General features: G+C 62.4%; 16 protein-coding genes. All 16 read right to left on the bottom strand.

All coding sequences use genetic code 11. The features are described from left to right. Positions 1–89: 89 nt before the first annotated feature. Entirely contained in the window at positions 90–1049 is a 960-nt protein-coding gene (locus DESU86_RS11250; protein WP_179981124.1) for a radical SAM protein, read from the bottom strand. Beyond that, positions 1036–2100: a geranylgeranyl reductase family protein gene (locus DESU86_RS11245; protein WP_179981123.1), complete on the bottom strand. Its 1065-nt coding sequence runs from the start codon at positions 2098–2100 to the stop codon at positions 1036–1038. The genes DESU86_RS11250 and DESU86_RS11245 overlap by 14 nt, the downstream gene beginning before the upstream one ends. Beyond that, positions 2087–3784, bottom strand: a complete 1698-nt coding sequence (locus tag DESU86_RS11240; protein WP_179981122.1) for a lipoyl protein ligase domain-containing protein — start codon at positions 3782–3784, stop codon at positions 2087–2089. The genes DESU86_RS11245 and DESU86_RS11240 overlap by 14 nt, the downstream gene beginning before the upstream one ends. Before the next feature lie 311 nt (positions 3785–4095). Further along, complete coding sequence (locus tag DESU86_RS11235) at positions 4096–5367, bottom strand: (Fe-S)-binding protein (protein ID WP_179981121.1); 1272 nt, start codon at positions 5365–5367, stop codon at positions 4096–4098. A gap of 3 nt (positions 5368–5370) precedes the next feature. Further along, complete coding sequence (locus tag DESU86_RS11230; RefSeq protein ID WP_179981120.1) at positions 5371–5796, bottom strand: glycine cleavage system protein H; 426 nt, start codon at positions 5794–5796, stop codon at positions 5371–5373. A gap of 26 nt (positions 5797–5822) precedes the next feature. Then, the gene (locus tag DESU86_RS11225; protein WP_179981119.1) at positions 5823–7808 is read right to left on the bottom strand and encodes a cytochrome c3 family protein; all 1986 of its coding nucleotides are present in this window, start codon (positions 7806–7808) and stop codon (positions 5823–5825) included. Positions 7809–8035: 227 nt separating this feature from the next. Continuing rightward, positions 8036–9703, bottom strand: coding sequence for a lipoyl synthase (lipA, locus tag DESU86_RS14560; RefSeq protein ID WP_179981118.1), 1668 nt, complete (start codon positions 9701–9703; stop codon positions 8036–8038). A 105-nt stretch (positions 9704–9808) separates the two neighbouring features. Beyond that, positions 9809–11173 (bottom strand): dihydrolipoyl dehydrogenase family protein, encoded by a 1365-nt coding sequence (locus tag DESU86_RS11215; protein ID WP_179981117.1) that lies wholly within the window; start codon positions 11171–11173, stop codon positions 9809–9811. Positions 11174–11431: 258 nt separating this feature from the next. Then, the gene (locus DESU86_RS11210) at positions 11432–12799 is read right to left on the bottom strand and encodes a 2-oxo acid dehydrogenase subunit E2 (RefSeq protein WP_179981116.1); all 1368 of its coding nucleotides are present in this window, start codon (positions 12797–12799) and stop codon (positions 11432–11434) included. Positions 12800–12880: 81 nt separating this feature from the next. Further along, on the bottom strand, positions 12881–13660 hold the full coding sequence (locus DESU86_RS11205; protein WP_197957559.1) for an acetoin reductase: 780 nt from the start codon (positions 13658–13660) through the stop codon (positions 12881–12883). Between the two features lie 89 nt (positions 13661–13749). Continuing rightward, positions 13750–14064, bottom strand: a complete 315-nt coding sequence (locus DESU86_RS11200; RefSeq protein WP_179981115.1) for a DUF6506 family protein — start codon at positions 14062–14064, stop codon at positions 13750–13752. Positions 14065–14183: 119 nt separating this feature from the next. Then, positions 14184–15197, bottom strand: coding sequence for an ATP-NAD kinase family protein (locus DESU86_RS11195; protein WP_179981114.1), 1014 nt, complete (start codon positions 15195–15197; stop codon positions 14184–14186). A 78-nt stretch (positions 15198–15275) separates the two neighbouring features. After that, on the bottom strand, positions 15276–16247 hold the full coding sequence (locus DESU86_RS11190) for an alpha-ketoacid dehydrogenase subunit beta (RefSeq protein WP_269474317.1): 972 nt from the start codon (positions 16245–16247) through the stop codon (positions 15276–15278). A gap of 74 nt (positions 16248–16321) precedes the next feature. Then, positions 16322–17284 carry a thiamine pyrophosphate-dependent dehydrogenase E1 component subunit alpha gene (locus DESU86_RS11185; protein WP_179981112.1) on the bottom strand — a complete coding sequence of 321 codons (963 nt, stop codon included), beginning with the start codon at positions 17282–17284 and terminating at the stop codon, positions 16322–16324. A 34-nt stretch (positions 17285–17318) separates the two neighbouring features. After that, entirely contained in the window at positions 17319–17681 is a 363-nt protein-coding gene (locus DESU86_RS11180) for a Lin0512 family protein (protein ID WP_179981111.1), read from the bottom strand. 26 nt (positions 17682–17707) lie between these two features. Further along, positions 17708–18952: a dihydrolipoamide acetyltransferase family protein gene (locus tag DESU86_RS11175; RefSeq protein WP_179981110.1), complete on the bottom strand. Its 1245-nt coding sequence runs from the start codon at positions 18950–18952 to the stop codon at positions 17708–17710. Between the last annotated feature and the right edge of the window lie 95 nt (positions 18953–19047).

Genomic DNA, 19047 nt, shown 5'->3' with positions numbered 1-19047 from the left:
TTTCCTCGCTGACTGCCCTCAAGCAGACGTTTTTTCCATATGCCCGTCACGTGGCGTACGTGAGCGGATATCCTACCCGTACCGGCCTTTCACCAGCCAGCCGTGCCCTCGCCCAGACGCACCGAGCAGCAGGTCTTGCGAAACTGCGTCTCAAGCCCCATGCAGGAGGCCATGGCCACGGCCTCCTGTGAGGGCAGAGCCATGCGGTTGACCCCGGCCAGCAGGGCCAGTTCTTCCAGATCGGCGGCGCCCTTGCGGGGGCGGGCGCAGCCCAGGCTTATTTCCGTATCCGGCATGAGTTCCCGTGCCCGCAAAATGACGCCGCAGACCTCGCGCGCTCCTGGCGGGGTCATGCCCGCCATGTCCGTGCCGGGCAGGTTCATGCAGGCCACGATGACCAGCAGGGCTGGCGGACGCCGGGCAACGATTTCCAGAGCCCAGCTTTCGCCGAGCAGCTTGCCGAAGTGCAGTCCGGCCACAATGTGCGGCACCACAGGCAGCCCTGCCCGGGCCAGCGCATCAAGGCTGCTGTCCAGCATTTCCGGGCCGTCTTCAAGATGATAGACCTTGTAATACGTTTCAGCGCTGCCGATAATGTCAATGAGGGCCTGATCCGCCCCGGCGCTTTTCAGATCTCGTGCGGTGGCCGCATCTAGCATGCCGCAGTGGACGGACACAAAAAGCCCTGTCTGCCGCTTTACTTCGGCAATGGCGTTGATGAAATTCTTCCACGGAACCCGCCCCCGGCCGTCACAGCCGCCGGAAAGCAGCACGCCCTGCACACCCTGCGCCTCAAGCGCCCTGCACTTTTCCAGCAGGCTGCCGGGTTTGCTCACATCGGGCATGCTCTGCAGCAGCGCGCCGCCGCAGTGGGCGCAGTGCTGCGCGCAGTCGCGGCCAGTGACGGAAAGCGCGGGGTATTGCCCCTGCACGCCGTCACGCACAAACATGCCTGGCAGGTAGAAGAGTATTTTTTTGCCGTGCCGCGCCCACGAAAGCTCACGGGCCTGCTCCAGCTGTACGTCGTCCCAGTGGTCAAGAGGCCGCATAGTATTCCCTGAATCCTATCCAGAATCTGTTTATGGACTGGTCCAGCACGCCGTTATGCCCTTCCCAGTCCAGCCTGCGGTTGTAGGCGTGGGACAGAACGTCGCCGTAAAAGTCGTTCCATTCGTCCGCGTAGCCCTGCAAAACAGCCAGGCGGTCCTCCCGAACGGCGCGGGCCGCCCAGCGGCCAGCCATCTGCCCGCCCATGACGGCCTGAAAGATGCCCGCCCCTGTTATGGGATGGGTATGCCCCGCCGCGTCTCCGGCCAGCAGGATGTCGCCAGATACGCAGGGCCTGGGAGGCCCGGCGGGTATCCAGCCGCCCGTGAACGCCAGGGGTTCGTCGCGCACCAGCCCAAGGGCCGACAGACCGCGCACAAAACGCCGCAGCACCCGGCGCAGCCCCGGCGTATGCCTTTGACGCAGCATGCCGAGCCCCACATTGGCGACGTCGCCCTTGGGAAAAAGCCAGGCATAGCCGGCAGTGATGCTTTCATCAAAATATATGCAGGTATGTTCCAGGGTTTTGCGCAGGGGCAGGCGCACCTGTATGGACGGCAGGCAATGGGTATTGGGCAGCCCGACCCATTGGGCCACGCGCGAATGCGGGCCGTCCGCCCCGATGACCACCTTGGCCTTTATGCTGGTCATCCCTCCGGCGGGCGTGGACAACATGACGCAACTGCCCTGCCCGCCTTCACGGCCAAGAACGCAGTGCCCCAGCAGCATATGCGCCCCGGCATCCGCAGCGGCGCTGGCCAGCGCCTGATCGAATTTGTCACGGTGGATGACATAGCCCGGAGCCGCCATGTCCTGAATACGGTGCCCATGCAGGTAACTGCGCATGCCAAGCGTGGCCTGAGCGATATAGTCCTTGCCCACGTCAGCCTGCCCCACCAGCATGGCAGGTATGTATTCGGCGCAGCGCACGGGCACGCCCACGGCACTGCGGCGCTCCACAAGGGCCACGGAAGCTCCGGCCTGCGCGGCGGCTCTGGCGGCGCTGGAACCGGCGGGGCCAGCGCCCACAATCAGCACGTCATAATGCAGCATGCGTCCCCCCCACTTTTTCCGCGTCAGCCGTTACACCGGGCGTGACACCGGGCGCTATGCCTGCCGCGCCTTCCGTCATGATTGGCTGCCCGGCCCCTGCAGCCTGTCCGGCTAACTCGGCCTGTCCGGCAACCCGAAGGATGTCATGCAGCAAGGCCATGTTCAGCATGGTCTGGCTGGAGAATTCTCCCCTGTGGGCGGCTTCGCTCTGGTCAAGGTCATAGCAGGTGGTATTTTCGATATCGATGAGAATGCCGGGCAGGCCAAGGCGGTCGAAATCCTCCACATGCTTGATGTAGAAAGGCTGGCAGCAACAGCCGATAAAGGCGGACACGCCCTGCCCCTTCATTTTTTCCAGCTCCTGCATGAGATGCTCGAAGCTGGTGATGCAGACCGTGCGCCACTTGCGCTCGCGCCCCAAGGTCCAGGCGTCGCCCACAGAGCATTCGCCGCAGGCGCGGCACGCCCGGGTAAAGCGCAGGTCGCAGTCCTTGAGTTTGGCGCAGTACGGCAAAAGCAGCGCCTGTGGCCCTGCCGCCAGCACTTCGTCAAAACTGCCGTTGGTGGTGAAGATGCGGTTGCAGTGCTCAAGGGGGATGCCGTGACGGGCGATGGCGGCTTTTTCCAGAGCCATGCGCAGGGGAATGCAGATATCTTCCGCACCCATGTCCGGTATGGCAATTTTGCCAGCCTTGAAAAAATCAGTAATAATGCCGCACAAATGGTCGCCGTCCAGGGGCTGGCCGCGCAGGGCGGCCTCAAGGTCAAAAAGCGCCCGCGACGGAAAGGACAGGAAATCGCCGGTGATATACATATTCTTGAGCGTTTTGCGCGGTATGTTCAACTGCATGGTCACGCGCACAAGGCCGAAAGGAGACTTGCGCGCGCCCTGCACCACCTCTGTTTTCTCATAGGTGGGGCGCACCATGTCTATCCATTCCTGCGACTGGAAATGCGGCAGCTTCTTTGACAGCAGATCCTCTTCTTCGGCCGTGAGGCCGCCAAGCCTGAGCGTGATGCCCATGTGCTGCTCAAAGGCTTCCACAAGGTTGCGCTTCACTTCCCTGGTTTCGGGCACGCGGCCCAATTCCCAGGCAAGGCAGGTCACTCTTTTTTTGATGGAATCTATTTCCTTGGCCTTGAGTTTTTCCACAGGCACGCGCAGGCATTTGAGCATGGTTTCAATGTCAAAATCCACCAGCAGCGTGCCCTGGAACAAAAAGGCCGACTCGCAGTCCGTGCCGCCCGTGCCCGAAATTTTGCGGCCCGCCACCTCAATGTCGTTGCGGGGCCTGAAGGCCGCGTCAATGCCCATGCCGCGCAGGGCTGTGATGGTGGGCTCGCACAGGCGGCGGAACAAATTGGCGTTGGGGATGCCCACGCCGAAAAAGGACTTGGCGCAAATGATTTCCCAGCCGAGCTGGTTTTCGTCAAAAAGCAGGCCGCCGCCGCCCGTGATGCGCCGGTTCACGTCAATGCCGTGCTCACGGCAGTAGGACAGGCGCACTTCTTCCTGCAGGGACTGATGAAAACCCACCAGCACCGTTGCCGGACGGAACTGCAGAAAACGCAGTGTATCCCTGGAGTGTCCGCTTCCGCGCACCTCCACCAGCACTTCATCCAGAGCCATGTTTTCCGCCGCCGTCATGGGCGGCAAGTCCAACAGTCGCCACTGCGCTTTCATGAAACTACCCCTTGAAGTCTGGCGGGGAAGAACCGTCCCCGGCGGACCGGGGGCCTTCTCCCCGGCTTTTTGAGATCAAGTGCCTGTGCGGCTCCATTTGCGGCACGCGCCTGGCTGTCGCATGAAGCAACTGGAGCATTAACCGCCTGAAATGCTTGCAAGCGGCAGGCAAAAGCCTGCCTGTTCACATTTCTGGCAAGGATTTTTCAGAAAAATCCTCACAGAGCAATCAATGCATTTTATTGGCAAACTGCTTGAAAATTCTGAAAACGGGAGCCGGGGGGCACCCACTACCCCCCAGTTCCCGGTTATTATCCCTGCGTTCCTGCGGCGCTCTCGGGCTGCGCCGTCCTGGCGGCTTCGGCCACAGCCAGAGCCTTGCGGCCAGCCTCTATGGACTTGGCCACAAGCTGACTCATATCCATGACATCTATGCTGACCTTGTTACGCTTGGCGTAGGTCATCATGGTGCGCACGCACTGCTGACAGTTGGTGATAATGGCCTCCGCACCTGTGGCCACGGCCTCCTCGACCTTGCGTTTGGCCATGGCTGCGGAAAGATCGGGATCGATCATCTCGAGGTTGCCGCCGCCCCCGCAGCACAGGCAATGCTCGCGGTTATGCTCCATCTCCACCAGAGTGAGGCCGGGGATGCGGGCCATAATCGCGCGCGGCTCGTCAAAAACACGCCCGCCGCGTCCAAGGTCGCAAGGGTCGTGATACGTGACGGTCATGGGCAGTTCGCCCAGGGGGAGCCTGTCTTCAAGAACGAGCTGGGCCACCATTTCAGAGGCGTGGACCAGTTCGAATTCCGGAGGATAGGCTTCGCGCCAGATCTGGTAGCAGGACGGGCAGGTGAACACCACCTTGCGCGCACCGCGAGCTTTGGCCGCCGCCACGTTGTGGGCGATGATGGCGGGCAGCCCTTCGCTCTGGCCAGAACCCTGCAAAGGAAAGCCGCAGCACCACTCGTCGCCGGCCATGATGGTGAAATCAACGCCGCCAGCATCCAGTATTTCCACAAAGGCCATGGGGATCTTCTGGGCCAGCGGAAAGTAGGCGCCCACGCAACCCGTGAAGTACACCACCTCGGCCGAATCCTTCAGGCAACCGCCCTTGGGGGGCTTGCGCATGTCGTCCACCCAGTCGCCGCGCTCGTCGTTATCCTCGTCAAAGACGTTGTGGCTGCCGTCGAGGTTGGCGCGGATCATGCGGATCTTGTCGGGCGCATCGCCGGTGCGCGAGAGTTCCTCACGCAGGGACAGCCACATGTCCTTGAGGGGCAGACCGGCCGGGCAGACCTCTTCGCAATCGCCGCAGAGTGAACAGCGAAAAACGGAGAGGCCATAGTCCTTGAGCACCTGCGGCGTGGCCAGAGGCTCCCGGCCCAGCATTTCGTTGAGCGCCTTCCAGAAGAAGTTGCGGTCGCGCAGCAGTTTTTTCAGATTGTGCATGCGCACCTGGGCCGAGAGGTCCGCATCGCCCGAGGCCGCCACGGCCGGGCACACGGTGAGGCACTGGCCGCACTCGGTGCAGGCGTCCAGGGCCATACGCTGCCTGATGCTGAATGCTGACTGACGCATGATTTAGTCCTTCTTGAATTTCTTGATATCCTCCAGCAGCCAGGCTTCGATAACGTCCTTGCCGCCGTGGATGAGGGTATTGATCTGGCTCTTGTCCACGGGCTTGATCTTGTACATCCAGCCCTTGCCATAGCAGTCGCTGTTGATGAGGGAGGGGTTGGCCTCCAGTTCTTCATTGACGGCGCTTATTTCGCCGTCCGCCGGGCTGTAGACCGTGCCCAGCCACTTGCCGGACTCCACCTTGGCGAACTTCTTGCCCGCCGTGACGGCCTTGCCCACAAAGGGCAACTGCACAAACACTATCTGCCCGGCCAGCTTTTCAGCGAAGTCGTCCATGCCGATGACCAGTTCGTCGCCGTCAACACGGGTCCAGAAGTGGTATTGGTCGTAATACAGTTCCTCGGGCATATTGTAGCCGGCAATTTCCATAACAGTCTCCTTATGTGGTTCCGGGGCTAGTGACGGCCCCTCAGGGTTTGGACAAGCAGAAAAACCGGGGTAGTGACAATGTGGCGCAACTGGCTGAAGGGCATATAGGCCACGGTGACCGCCGTAACGATGGCGTGCGCGTACCAGCCCCAGCCATACACGCGGGCCAGTTCCGCAGGAGTCATCTGGCCGAACAGGCTGGCCAGCGCGTAGCCCGCCAAGGCCCACTCACTGCCGTCAGGCATGCCGGTAAGGGCGATGCGCATGCCTTCCTGCACAAAGCCGGTGACGGTGATGGCCAAAAGCAGCCACAGGGCGGGCCAGTCGTGTCGCGGCGCATTGGCTGCCGCCAGCTTTTCCTTGCGCCAGAACAGGGCGGCCCACACAAGGCCCGCCAGCAAGGCAAGACCGCTGACGTCATAGATGAAGGCCGTGGGGGCCCAGTCCTTGGCCAGCATAAGCCAGGGCCATTCCGCTGCGGCCGCCTGATGCGAGCCCAGCAGGGCCAGCATGCCCCAGCTGAAACGGATGAGGAAGGGGAAGAAGATCAGGGCGTGTATGGCCCAGCGTGTGCGCGATTCGCGGTACAGGCGGCGTTGCAGCAGCACGTCCACAAGGAGCGCCAGCCAGCGGTTTTCGCTCGTGCCATGGTGTTCGGGGCGCGGGCAACCGTGAGTCTGGCCTGTGCCGTCGGCGCTGCTTTGCGTGTCCGATGCCGCAGTAAGGCTTCCCTTGCCGAGATTGCTGGCGGAGAACCAGAACAGCATCAGCGCCGCAAAACCCAGCACAAAGATGCCGAGTCCCAGGCGGCTGGGCGTATCCTGCACGGTAAAGGTGCCCGCGTGGCAGCCCATGCACAGCACGCTTTTGGCTGGCAGCACGGCATCCGCCGCGCCCACGCTTCCCGCACCCGCCGGGCTGGCGGCGGAAATAGCCGGGGAATGGCAGCGTACGCAGGAAACCGTGCCAGAAGGCAGGCCCATGTCGTGCGCCATGAGGGGGCCAGCGTCCACGCGCGCCACCACCATGCCGTTCTTGAGCACGGGGGTCACGCCTTGCAGATGGCAGCTTTCGCAGCTTACCCGGCTGTGGGCGTCATGAATGACCGATTCCGTATGCCGCGTGTGGCAGGTCAGGCAGGGCACGCGCTCCTGCTTGTTGTGCGGATAGCGCGCCGCGTCCTTGTGGCAGGACAGGCAGTCCATATTCTTGTGAGTCATGGCGGCCAGAGCCTGCGCGTCCATGCGGGCGGCTCCGGGCATATCCCTGGCTTCAGGGCCGTGGCAGGTCATGCACAGGGCGCGGGGTTGCAGGGCCTGCGCTTGCCGGGATTGCGCCTGCGGGGCCTGCGCCTGCGGGGACTGGCCCTGCGTTGCCTGCGAAATCTGCGTCTGTGTGGCCTGGCCCTGCGGAGCCTGCGCAGCAGCGCTGCCTCCGGAACCCGAAGCCGTCGCCGCGCCAGAGGCCGCTTGCGTCACTCCGGTCTGCAGACCGTGGCAGGTCAGGCAGGCGGCCACGTCAGCAGCGGGCAAGGGCAAAGCCTTTTTCATCTCATGGCAAACATTGCAGGATTGCGAAATATTCCCGCCCTTTCTCAGCCCCTTGGCGCGGGCCTCGGCCCCAAGAACGTAGTGCGGATTATGGCAGGTCAGGCACTGGGCATAATCCTGCCCCTTCACAAGGGCCTTGCCCGCGTGTTTGTTCTGGGCAAGCTCGGCTTCCACCTCACTGTGGCACTTGTAGCAGCCCTCGGCGGAAAAAGCCGTGCTGCCGGGCTGATTCAGCCCCTTGGCCGTGGGGTGTTCGGCGGCTTCGGCAATGTCTGTGTGGCAATCGGTACAGGACAGAGCGCTGTGGGCCGAGGCGTGAAACCGCATCTCGTCAATGAGCCATGAACTGCCTGCATGGGCGGCGGCGGGCCGAAGCCAGCAGACCGCCAGCACCAGTAGCAAGGCTACCAGAAAAACGGGCAGAGAGGCAGCGGTATGGCGCGTGTTAAACCACAACTTCATGATCTTCTCCTAGAGCGGATTACCTTTGAGAATGTCCATCCGTAAAGTTTACGGCACGCCACTGAGGGCGCGTGCCCACACAACCAACAATCTTTTTCGGCACTGCGACGGGCATCAGCCTGTGCAGCGCCCCAACTGCGCATCATGAACAAGCTCTATAATGCGGCACTGAATCAATCCTTTCACCACAGGCAACACTTGCCAAAATCTCTTTCTCACGGGGATTGTTACGCAATCCCCTGCGGCCTAGTGGCGCACGACATTCCCTGACGACCCTGATGACCCTGATGGCCGGCCACGGTCGCGTCCGTGGAGGCATCATCGGCCTGGCAGTGCTGCAGCCGGGACGCGGCGGCCTGCTCTTCCAGCATGGCTTCAGCCCTGTAGGAGCTGCGCACCAGGGGCGCTGAGGCCACGCCGGTAAAGCCCATATCAAGGGCCACGCGCTTCCAGTGATCAAATTCGTCCGGGGCCAGATAGCGCGCCACGGGCACATGGGCCGTGGACGGCGCAAGGTACTGCCCCAAAGTCAAAAAACGGCAGCCGTGGGCGTGCAGATCCGCAAGGGTCTGCCGCAGTTCGTCCCAGGTTTCGCCAAGCCCCAGCATGATGCCGGACTTCACGCGCAGTCCCCTCTCTGCGGCATGGGCCAGAACCTTCAACGAAAGGTCGTAGCTGGCGCGGGGGCGCACCTGGGCGAAAATGCGGCGCACGGCCTCAAGGTTGTGATTGAAGACGTCGGGCCGCACGTCGCAGACGGCGTCGATGGCATCGCGGTTGCCCTGAAAATCCGGCACAAGCACTTCAACGCTGGTGTGCGGGCTGGCCGCCCGAACGGCCTTCATGACAGCCACAAAATGCCCCGCCCCGCCGTCGGGCAGGTCATCGCGGGTCACGGAAGTTATGACGGCGTGCCGCAGCTTCATACGTTGCACGGCCTGCGCCACATGGTCCGGTTCAGCCGCGTCCGGGGCTTCGGGTTTGCCCTTGCCCACCGCGCAGTAGCGGCAGCCTCTGGTGCAGACGTCGCCCAGAATGATGAATGTGGAGGTGCCGCGCGCAAAACATTCGCCCTTGTTGGGGCACATGGCCTCCTGACAGACCGTGTGCAGGCGCAGGCCGGACAGCATGTCCTCCACGGGACCGACGCTTGCCTCCGGCTGCAGACGCACCGTGAGCCAGTCAGGCCGCCGCTCCTGCGGTTCGGGGCGCTGCGAAAAACCGAACTCGTCGGCGAACGCGCGCACAAAGCGGCGCGAAACTTCGGCAAAGTCCACGTCATGCCCCAGTTCCTGCCGCATGGAGGTTATGCGCTCGGTGGGATTGCCGCAGGGCGTGATAAGGCCGAACCAGCCTATGTCCGTATTGACGTTGAGGGCCATGCCGTGAAAGGTCACCCATTTGCGCACGGCCATGCCCACGCTGGCTATTTTGCCGCCGTTGACCCACACTCCCGGGCCGTGGACGCCCAGCTGCGGCTCAAGCCCGTAACTGCGCAATACGGCGGCAATGGCGGCCAGCAGTTTTTCCATATACAGGTGCAGGTCTTTTTCGTGCAGAAGGATGATGGGATAGGCCACCAGCTGTCCTGGCCCGTGAAACGTGGCCATGCCGCCCCGCTCCACCCAAAAGAGCCCCACGCCCTGCCGCCTGAGGTGTTCCTCGCTCACATGCAGGTGTTCGGCCAGACCGCCGCGCCCCATGGTGATGACCGGCTCGTGCTCCAGCAACAGCAGGGTGTCGCCGGTGACGCCGTTGATGCGGGAACTCACGCGGCTTTTCTGAAAATCCAGAGCCTCGCCGTATTCGATGCGGCCAAGGTCAAGGATTTCCAGAGGCGTCGCGTATTCAGTCCGTGGCGGAGTATTGTGCGGCAGGGCTTGAACTCTGGACATGGCGCTTCTTCCTTGAAAATTGCATGCTCCGGCCGTCTGGCGGCTGGACCGGCGCTGAACCGGCACGGTTTGCGTAGGGACGGCCGGAGCTTGCGTTATGCGGTATTATCCTCTTTTGGGCAGGTACAGGGCCCAGCCAGCGGCGTCGCGCGCGGCGTCCACCACTGTTTCGCAGAAGGCCGGATGCACGCGGAAGCCCTTGGCGAATTCGCGCACCGTGCATTCGAGCTGCATGGCCAGCACCGCTTCGCCTATAAGTTCCGAAGCGCAGCTGCCCACGATGTGCACGCCCAGGATTTCGCCCGTTTCGGCGTCGGCAACCATCTTCACCGCGCCGTCCACCTCGCCGCGCAGCATGGCGTAGCCGTTGATGGAGTACGGGAAGCCGCCCACTTCAACCTCAAAGCCCTTGCGCTCGGCCTGCTCTTCAGAAAGGCCCACGGAACCCATTTCCGGGCTGCCCCAGATGGCGCGGGAAACCAGGTGGGCCGGGAACTTCGAAGTCATGCCCATGCAGTTTTCCGCCGCGCAGATGCCCATGGCCGACGCCACATGGCTCAGCATCCAGCCGCCCGTGCAGTCGCCAATGGCGAAGATGGAGGGGCAGGCGGTGCGGCACTGGCCGTCAACCACGATGCTGCCGTCATCGCCAAAGCCCACGCCAAGGGCCTCAAGGCCAAACCCGGCGCTGACGGCTTTGCGGCCGGAAACCAGCACCTTGTCCACGTCAATGGTCTGTTCCTTGTCGCCGCTCTTGAGGGTGCAGGTCTTGCCCGCGACCTTGACCAGGGTGTGACGCGCAAGAATCTGCACGCCGCGCTCGCGCAGGGACTGGGCCAGGCGCTGGCTGGAATCCTGATCCTCATCGGGCAGGATGCGGGGGCCGGGCACGGCGTAGACCACCTTGCTGCCGAGGATGCTCAACAGCGCGGCCATTTCAACGCCGATATAGGTGGGGTCGGTGATAAGAACCGAAGCCGGGGCTTCCTTCATGTCCAGCAGGGCGTCCGTGGTAAAGGCCACGCCGGAAAGACCGGGCACATCGGGCATGTCGAGCATGCTGCCCGTGGCCACGATGATGTTTTTGGCCTCAAATTTTTTGCCGTCCACTTCCACGCTGTTGGGGCCGGTTATTTTCGCCATGCCCGTGATCACTTCCGCGCCGTTGTTGGCCAGCAGGGCTTCCATGCCCATACGGATGTCGTTGGACACGCCCTGTTTGCGGGCCAGCACCGCGTTGAAGTCCAGCTTGCCCACAGTCAGTTCAAGGCCGAATTCTCCGGCATTGCGCGACTGTTCAAGCAGGGTGGCGGCGCGCAGCCATATCTTGCTGGGAATGCAACCGCGCATGACGCAGGTGCCGCCCATATTGCCGCCCTCGACCAGAGCCACCTTACCCTTGAGCTGTGAAGCGCGGATGGCGGCGGCATATCCGCCGGGGCCACCACCAATAACAAGCACGTCGTACATTTTGTTCTCCTGAACGCTGTTTGTATTTCTTCTGTGCGGGATATGCCCACGGACGGAATATCCGCCCGGTTTTGCAGGACCCGGGGCGTTTTTGGCTTTCCGGCCAATGCCTCTGTGATCCTGGCGCAACCCGCCCGTAAAACCGTACACAATTCAAGCCTGCATTCCGCCGTCAGCACGGTTTACTGTTGCACCCGCGTTCCAAGCGCGGCATGCCTCACCGTGCCCGGCGCGCGAGCCTTTCAGGCCCGGAACGCCTCAGAACAACAGCAGGGCCGGTTCCGCCAGAAACTCGGTCAGCGTCTTCAAAAATTCCGCCGCCGGTGCGCCGTCTTCAACCCTGTGGTCAAAGGTGAGGCTCAGGCCCATCATGGAGCGCACCACAATGGCCCCGTTACGCACCACGGCCTTTTCCGTCACGCGGCCCAGGCCTAGAATGCCCGTTTCGCCGGGTTTCAGGATGGGCGTGAAAAAGTCCACCACGGAATGCGCCATATTGGTAATGGTAAACGTGCCGCCGCTCATGTCGTCGGGCGTGAGCCCGCCCTTGCGCGCGCGCCCGGCCAGCAGGCGGGCCTCGCTGGCGATGCGGAGCAGGCCCATGCCGTCCGCATTGTGCAGCACGGGAACCACAAGCCCTTCAGGCAGGGCCACGGCCACGCCCATGTGCACTTCCGCGTGACGGGTGATGGTGTCGCCATCAAGGGTGGCATTCATGCGCGGGTGCTTTTTCAGCGCGCGGGACACGGCCAGAATGAGCACATCGTTCATGGACAGGCGGAAGTCCTTGTCCTTCTTGTGCCTGGCCCTGAGGTCGGCAATGATGCCCACGCAGGCGGTCACGTCGGCCTCGCTGACCAGGGTGAGCTGCGCGGAATTCTGCAGGCTGGCCTGCATGTTGTCGGCAATGATCTTGCGCATGCCTTCCATGGGCACTGTACCGGGCCCGTCGGCGCGAGGAACGGCTCCGGCCGGGGCCTTGGCTTCCTGGGCCGCGAACTTTTCGGGATGCAGCGCGCGTTCCACATCTTCGCGCACGATCTTGCCGCCCTCGCCGGTGCCGGTGAGCGTTGCAATGTCCAGCCCGGCGCGAGCGGCCACAACAGCGGCCAGAGGCGTAATCTTGATCTTGCCTACAGCATCAAAGCGGGCACGCACGTCACGTTCGAGAATGCGCCCTTCGGGGCCACTGCCGACCACACAGGCAATATCCACATCAAGTTCGCACGCCAGCCGCCGTGCGGCGGGAGAGGAGAAGGCCCGCCCGCCTGAGCGTGGGGGCTGGGCGGCGGCTGGCGTGCTCTTTTGGGCAGCGGCAGGGCTTGCGGCATCAACAGCACCTTCAGGGGAAGAGGCGGCTCCGCCCTCAACTCGGGCGGGATTTTCCCCTGGTTCTGCAATAACGCCAAGCACCGCGCCCACTGCCACTTCCTGCTTGGGCTGCACGAGGATTTGAAAAAGCACGCCGTCGGCCGGGCTCTCGACCTTGTTGGTGATCTTGTCCGTTTCCACCTCAAAAAGGTCGTCCCCCTGCTTAACCATGGCGCCTTCGGCCACGAACCATTTGGAAACCTTGCCGGTCTTCATGGTGAGACCCAGTTTCGGCATGGCAAGTTCAATACTCACTGCTATACTCCTGCTGATTTTATAGATGTGTTATGGCAAAAGGCTGTTCCGGCGGCTTTTTTTCTCAGCAGCGTGGCTGCATCAACGGTAGACCATGCCGCCGTCAATGAGCACGGCCTGGCCAGTCATGTAGTCCGAATCCGGCCCGGCCAGATAGGACACGAACGCGGCCACATCTTCCGGGGTTTGCGATCTGCCGAGGGCGATGCCCTCACAATATTTCTTGAAGGTTTCGCCCTTGGGCGCACCCGTGATTTTGGAAAAGCCCTCGTCTATCTGCAGCCACATGTCCGTGCCCACCACGCCGGGGCAGTAGGCGTTGACGGTGATGCCGCTGGACGCCAGTTCGCGCGCGGCGGCCTGGGTCAGCCCGCGTACGGCAAACTTTGTGGCGCTGTAGGCCCCTATGAGGGCAAAACCGTCGTGCCCGGCAATGGAGGAGGCGTTGATGATCTTGCCCTTCTGCTTGCGGGCGCGAAATTTGGCCGCAGCAGCCTGAATGCCCCAGAGAACGCCGTTTACATTGACCTTGAAAATCTGTTCCACTTCTTCGGGGGTCACTTCTTCCAGAGCCTTGACCTGGGCTATGCCGGCGTTGTTGATCATGACGTCAAAACCGTTGAGTTCTTTTTCCGCATGATCCACCGCAGCAAAAACCTGCGCCCTGTCGGTGACGTCAGCCGCAAAAACGCTGGCTTTACGTCCCAGTTCGCGCACTTCTTTGGCCACGTCCTCAAGCTTGTCCGCGCGCATGTCCACCAGAGCGATATCCGCTCCGTCTTTTGCCAGACGCAGCGCGATGCCTCGCCCAATGCCACGGGCGGCTCCGGTGACCAGCACAACCTTGCCGTTGATAGCCATGTATCTGTCCTCCTGTATGGTAGGGCATGACCGGGAAGTTGCCGGGCATGACGTGAAGGGCGTAACCGTAAAGCCAGAGATGCTCCGGATCAGGCAAAAATGCCGTCGCCGCTCACGTTGCCGAGGCCGGGGTGCACGTCAAAGCGCACAACGCCCACGGGAACCTGCACCGCGCGGGCCACAAGGGCTGTCCCCTGCACGCCGAATCCGCCGCACAGTTCAATGCAGGCGCAGCCTTCTTCATTGACGGCCTTTTGGGCCGCCGCCACTGCCTGGGCGTAGGTGGCCACGCCAATGGACAAGAGGTCCACGGCGGGAGTGCGCGTCCAGTTCCTGTATTCGGCGGGAGAATCCGCCCCGGATTCCATCTTGGTAAGAAAAATGAATGCTGCCTTGAGTTTCATATGCTCCCCTTAGTTTTGCCGTTGAACCCTGACGCTCTTGCAGCGCGTGCCGTCCCTGGCCTGATGCCATACCTGCTGCTGTGCCGCGCGTGCCGCAGTTGCCGTGCGTGCCACAAGCTCTAGCGGGAGTAGCAGACCTGCGCCCCGCGCATGAACAGTCCACGCTGGCGCGCGTATTCGAGCGTGCGCTGCACATCCACCACGCGCAGCCAGTCGTCCGACAGCCTGACCCCGGCCCGCTGCCCCTTGCGCACTTCAACCTCGCGTTCGCCGTCCAGCGCCAGGGTGCAGGGCGACTGACGCACGGCAATGACGTCGCCGGGCAGCATTTTGTGCATGCCGGACACGCCCACATCGGCAAAAAGGCCGGGGCCGATGGCCGCACGCACGCGGCAGGCGAAATCGGGATCAATATCCAGCGCCAGCCCGCGCGGCTCTTCCGGCCGGATGCTGTCCAACTGGCCGCCAACGGCGGAAAATCCTATGCAGGCGGGGTTGCAGCGCGAAAAAAAGAGCTGGCTCACGTCGCTCATGTCCCACAGGGCGCGCGACCCCACAAAAAGATTGTCCGACACGGCCACGTCCACCAGGGCGATGTCCACCGGCGTATCGTCCACCAGAACCTCAAGAAGGCTCACCTCGGTACAGCCCTCGCCCACAGAGACGCCGCCACAGGCCAGAACGCCTGCGGCCAGACCCGCCACCGTGGCTTCGGTCATGATGGGAAAAACATTGTTTGTGCCTGTTGAAAGGGGCAGCAGCGGCGTGTTGCGCGCGCCCTTGCAGGCGGCGCGGCTGGTGCCGTCGCCGCCAAGCACGATGATGACGGCCACGCCCGCTTCCTGCATGAGGGCGGCGGCATTGACCGTATCCTGCTGCGTATTGTGCAGATAAATATCCACCGGAGTCACGTTTACAGGCGTCTCAAGAGTTTCCAGATCGCTGAGGGCGCGGGGCACGATGCCGTACCCCTCGGGCATGTAGAGGACATCCCGCACTCCGGCAGCGGCCAGACCAACCAGGATGCGGCGCACCATGCGCACCTTTTCCTGATTGTCGAAGACGCTGCCGTGCGCGACTATGCGGCGAATGTCCTTGCCTGAAGCTGGATTGGCGATAATGGCTGCTTTCACGTGAACTCCGGTGGAAATTTCGGCCGCAGGCCCTAACCTGCGGCCACATCTGCTAACGCATCTTCGGCGTATCCGCTCTTAGCGAAGGCCTTTGACCGCAGCCACAATCTGTTCCGCAGAAGGAATGTAGGCCGCTTCCAGCGGAGGGCTGAAGGGCACGGGGCAGTACGGAGCGCCCACGCGCGCGATTGGGGCGTCCAGGTAGTCCAGAGCTTCTTCAGCCACCATGGCGGCTATTTCAGCGCCAGCTCCGGCGGTTTTCACCGCTTCCTGAGCCACCACCAGCGCATGGGTTTTTTTGACGGAATTGAGGATGATGTCCTTGTCCAGCGGCACGAGACAGCGGGGGTCCACCACTTCAACGCTGATGCCTTCGGCGGCCAGCTTTTCGGCGGCTTCCAGAGCCTTGTGCACCATGAGGGACGTGGCCACCACGGTCACGTCGGTGCCTTCGCGCTTGATTTCGCCCTTACCCAGGGGAATTTCATAGACAGCGTCGTCCACTTCGCCTTCCACGCCGTAGAGCAGCTTGTGCTCAAGGAAGACCACGGGGTTGTCGTCACGGATGGCGCTGATGAGCATGCCCTTGGCGTCCGCAGGGGTGGAGGGGATGCACACCTTGATTCCTGGCATATGCATGAACCAGGCTTCCAGGCACTGGGAGTGCTGGGCGGCGGCGCTGACGCCCGCGCCCTGGGGCATACGCAGCACCATGGGCACCTTGGCCTTGCCGCCGAACATGTAGTGCATCTTGGCTGCCTGATTGAAAAGCTGGTCCATGGCTACGCCGATGAAGTCCACGAACATGAGCTCGGCAATGGGCCGCAGACCGGCCGCAGCAGCGCCCGCAGCAGCGCCCACGATGGCGCTTTCGGTAATGGGAGTGTCACGAACGCGGCGTTCGCCGAATTTGTCGAAAAGCCCCTGGGTCACGCCGAAACAACCGCCGAACTTGCCCACATCTTCACCGATGATGAACACATTTTCGTCCCGCTCCATCTCCTGGCGCATGGCATCGTTGATCGCCTGCAGGTAGGTTTTGATGGCCATATCTTTCTCCATTATGAAAATATGAAGGTGGTTCCCTAAAATTACTCTGCCGTCCTGGATGATGCTCCGGAACGTCAGGCGTATACGTCTTCCAGCAGAGCGGCCTCAGTGGGGAAGGGGCTGTCTTCGGCGAACTTCACGGCTTCATCCACGTCGGCGGTCACCTTGGCGGTGATGGCGTCCAGTTCCGCCTGGGTGGCCAGACCGGCATCCACCAGCTTGGCCGCGAAACGCGGCAGGGGATCCTTGGCCTTCCATTCTTCCAGTTCCTGCGCGGAACGGTAAACGCAGGCATCACCTTCAAAGTGGCCGCGCCAGCGGTAGGTCTTGCATTCAACAAGCGAGGGGCCATGGCCCTTGCGCGCCCGCTCCACGGCTTCGGTCACGGCCTCGTAGACAGCCAGCACGTCGTTGCCGTCAACCACAACGCCGGGCATGTCATACCCTGCGGCGCGGTCGGCGATGTCGGTAATGGCCATGGCCCTGTGCTGGGCGCAGGAGATGCCGTATCCATTGTTTTCATTGATGAAGACCACGGGAAGCTTCCAGGCGCTGGCCATGTTGAGCGCTTCCTGGGTGGTTCCCTGGTTGGACGCGCCGTCGCCGAAGAAGCAGGCGCACACGCCCTTGTTGTTCTTGTACTGGCAGCTCAGGGCCGCGCCCACGGCCAGAGGGCCGCCGCCGCCAACGATGCCGTTGGCGCCAAGGATGCCGATGTTGAAGTCGGCGATGTGCATGGATCCGCCCTTGCCCTTGCAGTAGCCCGTGGAACGGCCGAAGATTTCGGCCATCATGAGCTTGAGGTCGCCGCCCTTGGCCAGACAGTGACCGTGCCCACGGTGGGTGCTCGTGATCATGTCCGTCTTTTTAAGAGCCGCGCAGGCTCCCGTGGCCACGGCTTCTTCGCCGAGATACAGGTGAACAAACCCGGGAATCTTGCCCGCCGCGAAGAACTTTTGCAGTTCCGTTTCAAAAAGGCGGATCTTGGTCATGGTGCTGAACATTTCCAGCAAGACCTTCTTGTCGGGATGTTTCATGATGCTCTCCTCCTTTACTTGATCAGTTGCCTGTTCAATCCACATAGACCGACACGGTAAGAGCCGCGCAGGCCATCACAATATCGCTGCATCCCGGTCCGAAAATGGGCACTTCCAGACCAGGAACGCGCATTCCGCCGGAAACAATGGTCACGCTTTTATCGCCAATGGGTATGGCGGCTTTTACGGCCTCCACATCCACGCCCGCAGGGTCGGGCACGGCGATTTCAGCGTGCACGTGTACTCCCTGAAAAGACGAGCGGCCGAGCACTTCAACCAGTCCGCAGAGACAGGACCGCGAAATGGCGTCTTTCACGGCGCGCCTGGCGGCCTTGGTCATGTCCGCGCCGTGCAGGTCCGCTCCGGTGCCGAGTTCAACAATGTAGCGTTGAAGCATGGTTTCCTCGCTTTGTCCGCTCGGGCTTAGCCCAGCATGCGCACCGGTTTTTCCAGCATGTCGGCAAGGGTGCGCAAAAAGCTCATGGCCGGGCCGCCGTCGGTGACCATGTGGTTGAAGGTGAGCGAAAGCGTCATCATCTTGCGCACGCACACTTCACCCTCGAATACGCCCGGTTTTTCCACCACGCGGCCAACCCCAAGGATGCCCGTTTCCGGCGGATTCAGGATGGGCGTAAAGCCGTCAACACCAAGCATGCTCACGTTGGAGATGGTGAAGGTGCCGCCGGATATCTCGTCCATGGAAAGTCCGCCCTTGCGGGCGCGTGAAGCCGCGTCGCGCACCTTTTCCTTGAGCTGCTCAAGGCTGAAGGTGTCGGCGTTTTTCACATTGGGCACGATGAGGCCCGTATCCAGAGATACGGCCATGCCCAGATTGACGTGTTTGTGCAGATGGATGCCGTCTTCCCGCAGGGTGCTGTTCATGACGGGGTGGCGCAACAGGGCGCGGCACACGGCAAAGGCGATGATGTCGTTGTAGGAAAGACGGTAGTCGGGGTTCTTTTTGTTGCGGGCCAGCATGCTGTCGCGCAGGGCCACCATTTCGGTCACGTCGGCTTCCACAAAAACCGTGAGCTGGGCAGCACCCTGAAGGCTGGCCATCATATTGTCGGCTATGAGCTTGCGCAGGCCGTCCATGGGCACGATTTCGTCTTCGCAGCAGGGGCCGGAAGACGCGGAACCCGTGCAGGAGCCGGAAGCTGCCGGGGCGGCCCCCCCGGCGGCAGGAGCCTTTTGGGCTGCTTCGTGGGCTGCCCGCACGTCTTTTTCGGTCACGGCGCCGTCACGCCCGGACCCTTGCACCGAGGCAAGGTCCACGCCCAGTTCCGCAGCCAGTCTGCGCGCGGCGGGCATGGCCCGTACCGGCTCGCCGGAGGCTTTGGCGGCGGCGGAGGCCGGAGCTTTTTCCGTTTTGGCAGGGGCTGCGGAGGTGGCGGCGGCACTGGCGGAAGGCTGCGCCGCCACGGCTTCACCGGCTGCGCCAATGACGCCGATGACCTGCATGACCGGCACCACTTCGCCCTGAGGGGAAACTATCTGTAAAAGCACGCCACTGGCGGGAGATTCCACCACATTGGTAATCTTGTCGGTCTCCACTTCCAAAAGCGGCTGCCCCGTTTCCACCGCGCCGCCTTCTGACACAAGCCAGCGCGCTATCTTGCCGGTTTTCATGGTCAGGCCCCATTTGGGCATCTGCACTTCGTAGGCCATCCTCAAACCTCCTCATGTGGAGCGATTTTTTATGACAGACGGTACGTTCGGATTCCGGAGCGGCCAACGCCCGCCGTAAAGCATTCGACTTTCGG

This window comes from Desulfovibrio sp. 86 (genome assembly GCF_902702915.1).
Taxonomy (GTDB): Bacteria; Desulfobacterota; Desulfovibrionia; order Desulfovibrionales; family Desulfovibrionaceae; genus Desulfovibrio.
This window is presented reverse-complemented; position numbering and strand designations above follow the sequence as displayed.

Coding starts and splice junctions, on each gene's coding strand:
- DESU86_RS11250 (WP_179981124.1), bottom strand. CDS start 1,049: ATGCGGCCTCTTGACCACTGGGACGACGTACAGCTGGAGCAGGCCCGT.
- DESU86_RS11245 (WP_179981123.1), bottom strand. CDS start 2,100: ATGCTGCATTATGACGTGCTGATTGTGGGCGCTGGCCCCGCCGGTTCC.
- DESU86_RS11240 (WP_179981122.1), bottom strand. CDS start 3,784: ATGAAAGCGCAGTGGCGACTGTTGGACTTGCCGCCCATGACGGCGGCG.
- DESU86_RS11235 (WP_179981121.1), bottom strand. CDS start 5,367: ATGCGTCAGTCAGCATTCAGCATCAGGCAGCGTATGGCCCTGGACGCC.
- DESU86_RS11230 (WP_179981120.1), bottom strand. CDS start 5,796: ATGGAAATTGCCGGCTACAATATGCCCGAGGAACTGTATTACGACCAA.
- DESU86_RS11225 (WP_179981119.1), bottom strand. CDS start 7,808: ATGAAGTTGTGGTTTAACACGCGCCATACCGCTGCCTCTCTGCCCGTT.
- lipA (WP_179981118.1), bottom strand. CDS start 9,703: ATGTCCAGAGTTCAAGCCCTGCCGCACAATACTCCGCCACGGACTGAA.
- DESU86_RS11215 (WP_179981117.1), bottom strand. CDS start 11,173: ATGTACGACGTGCTTGTTATTGGTGGTGGCCCCGGCGGATATGCCGCC.
- DESU86_RS11205 (WP_197957559.1), bottom strand. CDS start 13,660: ATGGCTATCAACGGCAAGGTTGTGCTGGTCACCGGAGCCGCCCGTGGC.
- DESU86_RS11200 (WP_179981115.1), bottom strand. CDS start 14,064: ATGAAACTCAAGGCAGCATTCATTTTTCTTACCAAGATGGAATCCGGG.
- DESU86_RS11190 (WP_269474317.1), bottom strand. CDS start 16,247: ATGGCCATCAAAACCTACCTGCAGGCGATCAACGATGCCATGCGCCAG.
- DESU86_RS11185 (WP_179981112.1), bottom strand. CDS start 17,284: ATGAAACATCCCGACAAGAAGGTCTTGCTGGAAATGTTCAGCACCATG.
- DESU86_RS11180 (WP_179981111.1), bottom strand. CDS start 17,681: ATGCTTCAACGCTACATTGTTGAACTCGGCACCGGAGCGGACCTGCAC.
- DESU86_RS11175 (WP_179981110.1), bottom strand. CDS start 18,952: ATGGCCTACGAAGTGCAGATGCCCAAATGGGGCCTGACCATGAAAACC.